Annotated in this window: 12 protein-coding genes and 1 pseudogene; 8 read left to right on the top strand and 5 right to left on the bottom strand. The window is 63.5% G+C overall.

The features are described 5' to 3' along the window. Nucleotides 1-316 precede the first annotated feature (316 nt). Together ACQKQA_RS27990 and ACQKQA_RS27995 are read left to right on the top strand one after the other, a co-directional pair. Nucleotides 317-652, top strand: coding sequence for a hypothetical protein (locus tag ACQKQA_RS27990; RefSeq protein ID WP_427564453.1), 336 nt, complete (start codon nucleotides 317-319; stop codon nucleotides 650-652). Beyond that, the gene (locus ACQKQA_RS27995) at nucleotides 618-1,409 is read left to right on the top strand and encodes a crotonase/enoyl-CoA hydratase family protein (protein ID WP_427564454.1); all 792 of its coding nucleotides are present in this window, start codon (nucleotides 618-620) and stop codon (nucleotides 1,407-1,409) included. The genes ACQKQA_RS27990 and ACQKQA_RS27995 overlap by 35 nt, the downstream gene beginning before the upstream one ends. A 103-nt stretch (nucleotides 1,410-1,512) precedes the next feature. Here ACQKQA_RS27995 and ACQKQA_RS28000 read toward each other — a convergent pair whose 3' ends face one another. Beyond that, on the bottom strand, nucleotides 1,513-2,268 hold the full coding sequence (locus tag ACQKQA_RS28000) for a spermidine synthase (protein WP_427564455.1): 756 nt from the start codon (nucleotides 2,266-2,268) through the stop codon (nucleotides 1,513-1,515). A gap of 160 nt (nucleotides 2,269-2,428) precedes the next feature. On the opposite strand from ACQKQA_RS28000, the gene ACQKQA_RS28005 reads away from it, so the two are divergent. Then, a complete protein-coding gene (locus ACQKQA_RS28005; RefSeq protein WP_427564456.1) occupies nucleotides 2,429-3,775 on the top strand; it encodes a class II 3-deoxy-7-phosphoheptulonate synthase in 1,347 nt (448 codons plus the stop codon). Nucleotides 3,776-3,833: 58 nt separating this feature from the next. Here ACQKQA_RS28005 and ACQKQA_RS28010 read toward each other — a convergent pair whose 3' ends face one another. Beyond that, a complete protein-coding gene (locus tag ACQKQA_RS28010) occupies nucleotides 3,834-5,045 on the bottom strand; it encodes a winged helix-turn-helix domain-containing protein (protein ID WP_427564457.1) in 1,212 nt (403 codons plus the stop codon). A gap of 64 nt (nucleotides 5,046-5,109) precedes the next feature. Further along, complete coding sequence (locus ACQKQA_RS28015) at nucleotides 5,110-5,331, bottom strand: DUF1127 domain-containing protein (RefSeq protein WP_427564458.1); 222 nt, start codon at nucleotides 5,329-5,331, stop codon at nucleotides 5,110-5,112. Between the two features lie 97 nt (nucleotides 5,332-5,428). Between ACQKQA_RS28015 and ACQKQA_RS28020 the strand changes: the two genes are divergently transcribed. Next, a complete protein-coding gene (locus tag ACQKQA_RS28020; protein WP_427564466.1) occupies nucleotides 5,429-6,283 on the top strand; it encodes a LysR substrate-binding domain-containing protein in 855 nt (284 codons plus the stop codon). Here the strand turns inward: ACQKQA_RS28020 and ACQKQA_RS28025 are convergent. After that, on the bottom strand, nucleotides 6,273-7,022 hold the full coding sequence (locus tag ACQKQA_RS28025; protein WP_427564459.1) for a sulfite exporter TauE/SafE family protein: 750 nt from the start codon (nucleotides 7,020-7,022) through the stop codon (nucleotides 6,273-6,275). The genes ACQKQA_RS28020 and ACQKQA_RS28025 overlap by 11 nt on opposite strands. Nucleotides 7,023-7,130: 108 nt before the next feature. Here ACQKQA_RS28025 and ACQKQA_RS28030 point away from each other — a divergent pair, with 108 nt between their 5' ends. The 4 genes from ACQKQA_RS28030 (at nucleotide 7,131) to ACQKQA_RS28045 (ending at nucleotide 10,339) form a co-directional block, all read left to right on the top strand. After that, a complete protein-coding gene (locus tag ACQKQA_RS28030; protein ID WP_427564460.1) occupies nucleotides 7,131-8,081 on the top strand; it encodes a LysR substrate-binding domain-containing protein in 951 nt (316 codons plus the stop codon). 74 nt (nucleotides 8,082-8,155) lie between these two features. After that, complete coding sequence (locus tag ACQKQA_RS28035; protein ID WP_427564462.1) at nucleotides 8,156-8,617, top strand: MarR family winged helix-turn-helix transcriptional regulator; 462 nt, start codon at nucleotides 8,156-8,158, stop codon at nucleotides 8,615-8,617. 259 nt (nucleotides 8,618-8,876) lie between these two features. After that, nucleotides 8,877-9,296, top strand: coding sequence for an organic hydroperoxide resistance protein (locus ACQKQA_RS28040; protein WP_427564463.1), 420 nt, complete (start codon nucleotides 8,877-8,879; stop codon nucleotides 9,294-9,296). A 29-nt stretch (nucleotides 9,297-9,325) separates the two neighbouring features. Beyond that, complete coding sequence (locus ACQKQA_RS28045) at nucleotides 9,326-10,339, top strand: alpha/beta hydrolase (RefSeq protein WP_427564465.1); 1,014 nt, start codon at nucleotides 9,326-9,328, stop codon at nucleotides 10,337-10,339. Between the two features lie 103 nt (nucleotides 10,340-10,442). Here the strand turns inward: ACQKQA_RS28045 and ACQKQA_RS28050 are convergent. Beyond that, a pseudogene (locus ACQKQA_RS28050) lies at nucleotides 10,443-10,934 on the bottom strand (elongation factor P); the annotation flags it as partial.

Consider the following 10,934-nt stretch of genomic DNA (forward strand, 5'->3'; position numbering starts at 1 on the left):
GACGAAGTCATAGAAGGTGCGGTCGTCCCACAGCGGCACCAGGGTGTTCCACAGCTCCTTGATCGTGACCGGCGAGGATGATCGGGATCGACTGCTGCTGAATGGCCGAAGGCTCTTCATAGCCGGTAGCGACTACTGCAGCGACAATATTGGGATGAAGTTCAAGAGCGGCGAAGCCGCCGATTTCCTGGGTCATGGGTCTGCCTCTAAGTGCATCCGCAAAGACCCATGCTTCAAAGCTGCGCATGCCGTGTAAGACTCGAAGAGTCACCCTGGCAGCTTTGTCGGCGGGGATTTGCGAAAACGATTGAAAGAAATGAACGTCAAGGATAGTCCGCGCAGCGGACAAGCAGCCGAAGCTGACTTCGGGGAATTGCATCACCTAAACGAGGCCCGGTTAAAGGCCGGCGCGCACTATACCGGAATTACCAAAAAAGGGGAGTTTTTTTTGTCGGAAAAACCCGCTGAACGCCTAGTTGTCACAGGCTTTGCGGATCATCCGACAACGGTCTATTTTGCTCTGGCCCGCGCCCGTCGGGGGATGACGCTTAAACGGTTCACCTCGCCGATCGGCACCGTCAGTCCGCGGCCCTCCTTACCGCCCGAGGAAATGCCCCATGAGCCAGCCCAATTGCAGTCGCGTCAGCCGTGAACAGCGTGGTCACCTCTTCCTCATCGGCCTGGACCGGGTCGCCAAGCGCAACGCCTTCGACCTGGAACTGCTCAACCAGCTCAGCCTGGCCTATGGCGAGTTCGAGGCCAGCAGCGAGGCCCGGGTCGCGGTGGTGTTCGGCCATGGCGAGCACTTCACCGCCGGGTTGGACCTGGCCAACGTCGGCGCCGCGCTGGCCGAAGGCTGGCAGGCGCCGGCCGGGGGCTGCGACCCCTGGGGTGTCTTTGCCGGACCGCGGGTCAGCAAACCGGTGATAGTCGCCGTGCAGGGTTACTGCCTGACCATCGGCATCGAGCTGATGCTGGCGGCGGACATCAACCTGTGCGCCAGCAACACCCGCTTCGCCCAGCTGGAAGTGCAACGCGGTATCTTTCCCTTTGGCGGCGCCACCCTGCGCCTGCATCAGATCGCCGGCTGGGGCAATGCCATGCGCTGGCTGCTGACCGGCGACGAGTTCGACGCCCATGAAGCCCTGCGCCTGGGGCTGGTGCAGGAAGTGATGGCCAGCGAAGACTTGCTGCCCCGGGCCCTGGCCCTCGCCGAACGGATCGCCCGCCAGGCGCCACTGGGGGTTCAGGCGACCCTGATGTCGGCCCGGCAAGCCCGGCTCGAAGGGGAAACCGCGGCAGCCCGGGGATTGCCGCCGCTGGTGAAGAAACTGTTGAACAGCGAGGACGCCAAGGAAGGTGTGCGCGCTATGGTCGAGAAGCGACCGGGGGTGTTCAAGGGGCATTGAGCCGTGAACGTGAAGCCCTATCGCGGGCAAGCCTCGCTCCTACAAGGATTGTGCGATCTGTAGGAGCGAGGCTTGCCCGCGATCCGCGAAGCGGCCAGCCGACTCAGGTCGCCGGCCGAATGCACTTGATCAACGACTGCAGCGAATACCCCAGGCGCGGCGCCAGGGCCTCGGCCCGGGCCTGCAGGCCGTCCATGTCCAGATCCTGCTCCAGGTCGGACGGCACGATCAGGATCACATTGCCCTCCTTCACCGGCAGCTCCCAGTAATGCCGATGGTAGAGCCCGCGCAACAAGGCCGCGCCCAGCGGCTTGCCATCGTCGGTGGCCCACTGGTTGATCACCAGCCAGCCGCCCGGGTTGAGGCGCTTCTGGCAGTTTTCCAGGAAGGTCCAGGCCAGGTGCCCGGCGCCCGGTCCGACATCGGTATAGAGGTCGACGAAAATCAGGTCCGCCGGCTCGGCGCTGTCCAGCAGCTCAAGCGCATCGCCTACGCGGATATAAAGACGCGGATCGTCATCCAGCCCCAGGTATTCGATGGCCAGGCGCGGCACGTCCGGACGCAGCTCGATGGCCTCGACATCTTCCAGTGGCAGAAACTTCAGGCAGGCCTGGGTCAGGGTGCCGGCGCCCAGGCCGAGAAACAGTGCGCTCTCGGGCTGCTCATGGCACAACGCGCCGATCAGCATGGCCCGGGTGTAGTCGTACTCCAGCCAGCTCGGGTCGGCGGTGAACACGCAGCTCTGCTCGATGGCATCGCCAAATTCGAGGAAGCGGTAATCCGCCACTTCGAACACCCGGATCATGCCGAACTCATCGTGCACTTCGGCGAGCAGACGCTCGACGCGCTCCTCAGTCATCTCTTCTCCTAGCCGCGACGGGGCTCAACCTGGCCATCGCGATAAACCGGCCGCTCGGCGCCGAGCGGGAAAGGCGCGATTGTCCGCGAACCGACGGGAACAGGTCACGCACTAATTGCTGGTAAAATGCCCGCCCGACCTTCAGACACCCGAGTCCATGATGAGCCAACCCTGGAGCCCTGACAGCTGGCGCGCCCTGCCGATCCAGCAACAACCCGCCTACCCCGACGCTGCTCACCTGTTGCAGGTCGAGCAGACCCTGGCCAGCTATCCGCCCCTGGTGTTTGCCGGTGAAGCCCGGGAGTTGCGCCGCCAGTTCGCCGAGGTGACCCAGGGCCGCGCCTTTCTGTTGCAGGGTGGCGATTGCGCCGAGAGCTTCGCCGAATTCTCCGCGGCGAAGATCCGCGACACCTTCAAGGTCCTGCTGCAGATGGCGATCGTCATGACCTTCGCCGCCGGCTGCCCGGTGGTCAAGGTCGGGCGCATGGCCGGGCAATTCGCCAAGCCGCGCTCGGCCAATGACGAAACCATCGGCGGCGTGACGCTGCCGGCCTATCGTGGCGACATCGTCAATGGCATAGGTTTCGACGCGAAAAGCCGGGTGCCGGACCCGGACCGCCTGCTGCAGTCCTACCACCAGGCCACCGCCACCCTGAACCTGCTGCGCGCCTTTGCCCAGGGCGGTTTTGCCGACCTGCATCAGGTGCACAAATGGAACCTGGACTTCATCGCCAACTCCGCCCTGGCCGAGAAGTACAGCCAGTTGGCCGACCGTATCGACGAAACCCTGGCCTTCATGCGCGCCTGCGGCATGGACAGCTCGCCGCAGCTGCGCGAGACCAGCTTCTTCACCGCCCACGAAGCGCTGCTGCTGAACTATGAAGAAGCCTTCGTCCGCCGCGACAGCCTGACCAACGACTACTACGACTGCTCGGCGCACATGCTGTGGATCGGCGACCGCACCCGCCAGCTCGACGGCGCCCATGTCGAGTTCCTGCGCGGGGTGAACAACCCGATCGGGGTCAAGGTGGGCCCGAGCATGAACCCCGAGGATCTGATCCGCCTGATCGACATCCTCAACCCGAGCAACGATCCGGGCCGCCTGAACCTGATCGTGCGCATGGGCGCGAACAAGGTCGGCGACCACCTGCCGCAACTGATCCGCGCGGTAGAAGGTGAAGGCAAGCAGGTGCTGTGGAGCTCCGACCCGATGCACGGCAATACCATCAAGGCCAGCACCGGCTACAAGACCCGGGACTTCGCGCAGATCCTCACGGAGGTGAAGCAGTTCTTCCAGGTCCACGAGGCCGAGGGCAGTTATGCCGGTGGTATCCATATCGAGATGACCGGGCAGAACGTCACCGAGTGCATCGGTGGCGCACGGCCGATTACCGAAGACGCGTTGTCGGATCGCTACCACACCCATTGCGACCCACGGATGAACGCCGATCAGTCCCTGGAGCTGGCGTTCCTGATTGCCGAGACCTTGAAACAGGTCAAGCGCTGACCCCGTAGCGATCGATCATCCGCAACGCTGCCGGATGATCGATCGCTCGCAATGCCGTTCAAAGAAAAGCCCGCAAGCGCTGGGCGCTGGCCCTCGGGCAATTGAGCTGGACCTCGGCCAGGCCCAGCCAGTCGGCCATGCGCCGCAACTGCCCCGCCAGGGCCTGCATCCCCTGCTCGTCCAATCCCGATTCTTCTTCATGCACGGCATGCACTGCCAGGCGCCCCTGCGCGCGCTCCGCCCGCAGGTCGACCCGCGCGGCGATGCGTTCGTGGTGCAGGAACGGCAACACGTAATAGCCATACACCCGCTTGTGCCGCGGTGTGTAGATCTCCAGGCGGTAGTGGAAATCGAAGAGACGCTCGGTGCGGCTGCGCTCCCAGATCAACGAATCGAAGGGTGACAGCAAGGCGCTGACTGCCACGCTGCGCGGCACCTTCACCTGCGGCAGGCAATAGGCTGGTTGCTTCCAACCCTCCACTTCGCAGGCCAGCAACTCGCCGTCCTCCAGCAACTCCGCCAATCGAGCCCGACTGTCTGCCAGCTCCAGACGGAAGTAATCGCGCAGATCCTTCTCGGTGGCCACGCCCAGGGCATTCGCCGCATGCAGCAACAACCCACGCTGAGCATCGGCCTCGCTGAGCGCCGGCTGTTGCAGGATGCGCGAAGGCAGCACCCGCTCCGGCAAGTCGTACAAGCGCTCGAACCCACGCCGGCCCGCGACCGTCACCTCACCGGCAGCGAACAGCCATTCCAGCGCGTGTTTCTCCGCGCTCCAGTCCCACCAGGGGCCGGCGCGCTCCTCGCGGGTCGACAGGCTGCCCGCGCCAAGAGCTCCCTGCTCCTCGACCGCGGCCAGCACCCGGCGGATGGTCGCCTGCTGTTCCTGGCCGAAACGCGCCAGCTGCTGGTAAATCCCCTGCCCCTGGCTGGCCCGCTGCATGCGCCAGCGCATCAGCGGGTACAGCGACAACGGCAGCAACGAGGCTTCATGCCCCCAATATTCGAACAAGGTGCGCTGGCGCCCCTGGCTCCAGGCGGCCTGGTCCAGCAGTGGTGCGGGATAGTCGCCAAGGCGGGAAAACAGCGGGAGGTAGTGCGAACGCACCAAGGCATTGACCGAATCGATCTGCAAGACACCCAGGCGCTCGATCAGACGATTGACCTGGGCCGGCCGGATCGTCGCAGGCGCCTGCCGCCCGGAAAAACCTTGGGCGGCCAGCGCCAGACGCCGGGCCTGCTTGAGGGAAAAGGACAGTTCTGCGGGCATGGCAATCTCCTTGTCTGCCCGCAAACTACCTCAGTGAGAAGTGGCTTGTGTAGCGCCTTGACGCTCATTTGTGCATCGGGTCGTCCCAGAACGGCCGCACGCTTTCCTGTTCCACATCGGCACGGCTGAGGCCGATGTCCTTCAGCGCCTCGTCACTCATGCCGGCCAGCATCAGGCGTTCGCGGTGGAGTGCATGCCAGCGGACCATCCTGTGCAGCAGGGACCGCAAAGCAAGCTCATGCCAGGGGAACCGGTGAGCCAGTACATAACCTTTTTGACCTTTCATCGTCTTGTCCTCCAGTGGGGATGGCTCCAGTCTCCGCCCAGGACTAAGATCAATCCAACGAATGTTTCTTATGCAATACATCTCGGAGTTTGATGAATTGTCCAGCTACCCAAGCATTGATACCGAGGTGCTGCGCACCTTTGTCGCCATCGCCGACCAGGGCGGTTTCACCAAGGCCGGGGAACAGGTCAATCGCACCCAGTCCGCAGTGAGCATGCAGATGAAACGGCTCGAGGAAGACGTGCTGCAACGCCAGCTGTTCCAGCGCGACGGGCGCCAGGTGCGCCTGACCGCCGAAGGCCAGGTACTGCTGGGCTACGCGCGGCGCATCCTGAAACTGCACAGCGAGGTGTTCAATACCTTGCGCGAACCGCACATGGTCGGCACCGTGCGCATCGGTACGCCGGACGATTACGTGATGCGGTTTCTACCGGGGATCCTGTCGCGTTTCGCCCAGGCCTATCCCCTGATCCAGATCGAAGTGCATTGCGAGTCGTCCCGGCAACTGCTGCAACGCCAGGACCTGGACCTGTCCATCGTCACTCGCGAACCAGGCAGCGAAATCGGCCAGTTGCTGCGCAAGGAGCGGTTCGTCTGGGCCGAGGCCCAGGGTTTCTGCCCCCATGAACAAACGCCGATCCCCCTGGCCATGTTCAACAGCGACTGCTTCTGCCGGCAGTGGGCCTGCAATGCCCTGGACGCCGCCGGGCGCGATTACCGCATCGCCTATAACAGCTCCAGCCTGTCGGCGCTGATGGCCGTGGTCAGCGCCGGGCTGGCGATCACCGCGCAGCTGGAAAGCCTGATCACCCCGGACATGCGTATCCTCGGCACCGCCGAAGACCTGCCGCTATTACCCGAGGCCAGCATCATGCTGGTGCGTAACCTCAATACGCCCTCGCCTATCACCGAATGCCTGGCCGAGCACATAGTCGAAGGCTTCAAACTTTAAGGGCGAGCATCACCGCGCAGACCACCAGGAAAGCGCAGAACAGCCCGCGCAGCACTCGCTCGGGCAAGGCATGGGCGATTTTCACGCCCCAGCTGATGCTCAGCAGCCCGCCCGCCGCCAAGGGCAGGCCGATCATCCAGTCCACCTCCCGATGCACGCCGTAGGTGACCAGCGTCACCCCGGTGCTGGGCAGTGCCAGGGCCAGCGACAAACCCTGGGCGACCACCTGGGTGGTGCCGAACACGCTGGTCAGCACCGGCGTGGCCACCACCGCGCCACCGACGCCGAACAGCCCGCCCATGGCCCCGGAGGCCGCCCCCAACACACCGAGCCAGGGCCAGGGGTAACGCAACTGCGCCGAAGCCGGGGCACTGGCCAGGAACATGCGCAACAGGTTGTAGGCGGACAGCGTCACCAGAAACGCGACGAAACCGATCCGCATGGCCTGGGCATCGATCCCCACCGCCCAGATCGAACCGAGCCAGGCGAAACAGAAGCCCATCACCGCCAACGGCAGCGCATGGCGCGCTTCGATCCGATTGCGCTGGTGATAACGCCACAAGGCGAGCATCACGTTGGGCACCACCATCACCAGTGCCGTACCTTGGGCGACCTGCTGGTCCAGCCCGAACAACACGCCCAGCACCGGAATCGCGATCAGGCCGCCGCCGATCCCGAACAAACCGCCCACCGTGCCCAACGCCGCGCCCAACACCAGATACATCGCTAAATCGATCAAAGCCGTTCTCCTCACCTCAGGCCTTGCATGCTACGCAGTCGGCCCTAGCAGGGAAACGCACAGCAACGCACAATGGCTTTGCCAATTTCGCACAGGCAAATGCCCGCCATGAATCCCAATGCCCTTACCGAACAGCTCGGCCTGTTCCTCGATGTCCTGGAAGCCGGAAGTTTTTCCGCAGCCGCGCGCCGGCATCCCTTGACCCCCTCGGCAGTGGCCCGGCGCATCGACAGCCTGGAAAACGCCGTCGGCAGCAAGCTGTTCATGCGCACCACCCATGCCGTGGTGGCCACGGCGGCCGGCCAGGCCTTCGCCGAACGCGCCCGGCGCATCGTCGCCGAGCTGCAGCTGGCCCGGGCGGAAGCGGTGTCCCTGAGCCATGCGCCGGAAGGCCTGATCCGCATCGACGCCCCGGCGGCATTCGGCCGCCGGCACCTGGCACCGGCCATCGCCGATTTTCTGATGCTCTACCCGGGGCTGGATGTGCAGTTGCACCTGATCGACAGCTTCGTCGATATGCAGGGCTCGCACCTGGGCAAGGTCGACCTGGTGCTGCGTGCCGGGCAAAGGGTCGATACGCGCATGGTCGCGACCTCGCTGGCGAGCATCGTGCGCATCGCCTGCGCCAGCCCGGCCTACCTCAAGCTTCGCGGCACCCCGGTGCACCCCGCCGAACTGAGCCAGCACGATGGCCTGGACTGGGACGGCCTGGCCCCGCTGTTCGCCTGGCGCTTCGAGCTGGATGGACAGTTGCAAACCCACCGCCCACAGCGCATCCGCATGAGCGCCAACAATGCCGAGGCCCTGTTGTCCGGCGCCCTGGCCGGGCTGGGGATCGCCCACCTGCCGACCTGGCTGGCCAGCGAATACCTGCTGCGCGGCGAACTGCTGCCGCTGTTCTGCGAAGCCGGCCTGCCCAAACCGGAAAGCGCTGGCATCTACGCCCTGCGCCTGGAACAGCACACCAATGCCCGCAGCCGCCTGTTGCTGGAATACCTGAAGACCCGTTTCAGCCCGATACCGCCCTGGGATCTGGCCCTGCAGAGCGCCATGGGCTGAAGGCGGCAAGAATTATCTGGCGCATTAAAGATTCGCCCGCTAGATTCAGAACCAGTATCGACCAAGGCCCGACCATGACCACTCAACGCCCCCCCCTGGAAAAGTGCGACGACCTGCTGCTGGATAACCAGCTGTGTTTCGCCCTGCATTCGACTTCGCTGCTGATGACCAAAGTCTACAAACCGCTGTTGCAGGAGCTGGGCCTGACCTATCCCCAGTACCTGGCGATGATGGTGCTCTGGGAACAGGACGGCCTGACCGTCGGCGAGATCAGCAGCCGCCTGCTGACCGATCCCGGCTCATTGACGCCTTTGCTCAAGCGTCTGGAAGCCGAGGGACTGCTGAGCCGTACCCGCAGCCGCGAAGACGAACGGGTGGTGATTATCGAACTGACCGATCAAGGCCGTGCTCTGCATGACCGGGCACGCGGCATCCCGCAGTGCATCCTCGGCGCCAGCGGCCTGGCCCTGGAGCAATTGCACAAACTGCAGGCCGACCTGCTGAACCTGCGCGGCCATCTGCAAGACAGCCTGTAACGGCGCCATCGCGAGCCCGCCCACGGCATGAGCCGGCTCGCGACTCCCTCCCTTTCGGCACACCGATCGACGTGTCGAAGAAAAAATCTCAGAGAAAAATATTATTCAAATCATCCGGTTAGCTCAAAACCGGGAGCTTTTTGCGCATTTCTTCAAAAAATTATCTTGCGCGCAAAATATTTGAACGATACATTTATTTCGCACTTAGTTAGCGCACAAACATTTAGCGCAAAATATCAAAACCCAAGAGGCTCATACCATGCAAACTCTCTATACCGCAGTCGCAACCGCTACCGGTGGCCGTGATGGCCGCGCCGTCTCCAGCGACAACATCCTCGACGTCAAACTCTCCACCCCCAAGGAACTGGGCGGTGCCGGTGGCCAGGCGACCAACCCCGAGCAGCTCTTTGCCGCCGGTTACTCCGCCTGCTTTATCGGTGCCCTGAAATTCGTCGCCAGCCAAAGCAAACGCAAGATCCCGGATAACGCCTCGATCACCGCCCATGTCGGCATCGGCCAGATTCCTGGCGGCTTCGGCCTGGACATCGACCTGCACATCAGCCTGCCCGGCCTTGAGCAGAGCGATGCGCAATCCCTGGTCGAAGCGGCCCACCAGGTCTGCCCTTACTCCAACGCCACCCGCGGCAACGTCGACGTCCATCTGCACGTGACCGTCTAACCCAGCCACGCACCGCCCAGGAGACGAACATGAGCACCTTCAGCAAAGCCTTGACCGCCAGCCTTCTCGCTCTGTCCATCAACACGGCGTTCGCCGAAGGCGGGGTCGAACACGACACCCAGGCGTTCCTCGACGCCTTGAACGCGGGCACCGGCAAGCCGCTGGAACAACTGCCTGCGAAAGAGGCGCGAGCCGTGCTGGTCGGGGCCCAGGCCGGGGTCAAGCTGACGCTGCCCAAGGCGGATGTCAGCCAGAAGACCATCGAGGTCGACGGCCAGGCCATCAACCTGACCATCGTCAGGCCGGCCGGGGTGAAAGGCACGTTGCCGGTGTTCATGTTTTTCCATGGCGGCGGCTGGGTGCTGGGGGACTTCCCAACCCACGAGCGCCTGGTGCGGGACCTGGTGGTGGGCTCTGGAGCGGCGGCGGTGTTCGTCAACTACACGCCGTCTCCGGAAGCCCATTACCCGGTGGCGATCAATCAGGCTTACGCGGCGACCCGCTGGGTGGCCGAACACGGCCGGGAAATCAATGTCGACGGCAAGCGCCTGGCCGTTGCCGGCAACAGCGTCGGCGGCAACATGGCGGCCGTGGTCAGCCTGATGGCCAAGGACAAGGGCACGCCGGCGATCCGCTTCCAGCTGCTGCTGTGGCCGGTCACCGACGCGAATTTCGAGACCGCGTCGTACCACCAATATGCCGAGGGGCACTTCCTCACCAGGAACATGATGAAGTGGTTCTGGGACAACTACACCACCGATGCCTCGCAGCGTAACGAGATCTACGCCTCACCGTTGCGCGCCACCAGCGCCCAGCTCAAGGGCCTGCCGCCCGCGCTGATCCAGACCGCCAGTGCCGACGTGCTGCGCGACGAAGGCGAAGCCTATGCCCGCAAGCTGGACGAAGCCGGCGTGACGGTCACCTCGGTGCGCTACAACGGGATGATCCACGATTACGGCCTGCTCAACGTGGTCAGCCAGGTGCCCGCGGTACGCTCAGCGCTGCTGCAGGCCTGCGAAGAGCTCAAGCAACATCTGAAGTAAGGGGCTGGATCTGGCAACGAAGCGCCCTGCCATAAAAGTTCCAGCCACAAAAAAGCCCGACTCGATGGTCGGGCTTTTTCATACGCGAGGATTCAAGCAGGGCTTAAACCTTGGCGCGGCCTTTGTAGGAGCCGCCTTCGCGAGTGTCGATCTCGATCCAGTCGCCGATTTCGATGAAATCGGCAACGCTCAGCTCGGTACCGTTTTTCAGTTTGGCAGGCTTCATCACCTTGCCCGAAGTGTCGCCGCGAGCGGAACCTTCGGTGTAGTCAACCTGGCGCACGATGGTGGTCGGCAGGTCAACGGAAACCAGACGCTCTTCGAAGAACACGGCTTCGCAAACGTCGGTCATGCCTTCTTCGATGAACGGCAGAACGGCTTCGATGTCTTCAGCGTTCAGCTCGTACATGGTGTAGTCGGAGGTGTCCATGAACGTGTAGGTGTCGCCGCTGATGAACGACAGAGTCGCTTCTTTGCGATCCAGGATCACGTCGTCCAGCTTGTCGTCCGCACCGTAAACCGGTTGGGGGGTTTAAACCGTAAGCAGGTTGTTTAGCTTTGTGGTGATTAAAGGGCGGGTAACACAGATAGGTAG

Origin of the sequence: Pseudomonas sp. NPDC089530 (assembly GCF_050280705.1) — a bacterium.
Classification (GTDB): Bacteria; Pseudomonadota; Gammaproteobacteria; order Pseudomonadales; family Pseudomonadaceae; genus Aquipseudomonas.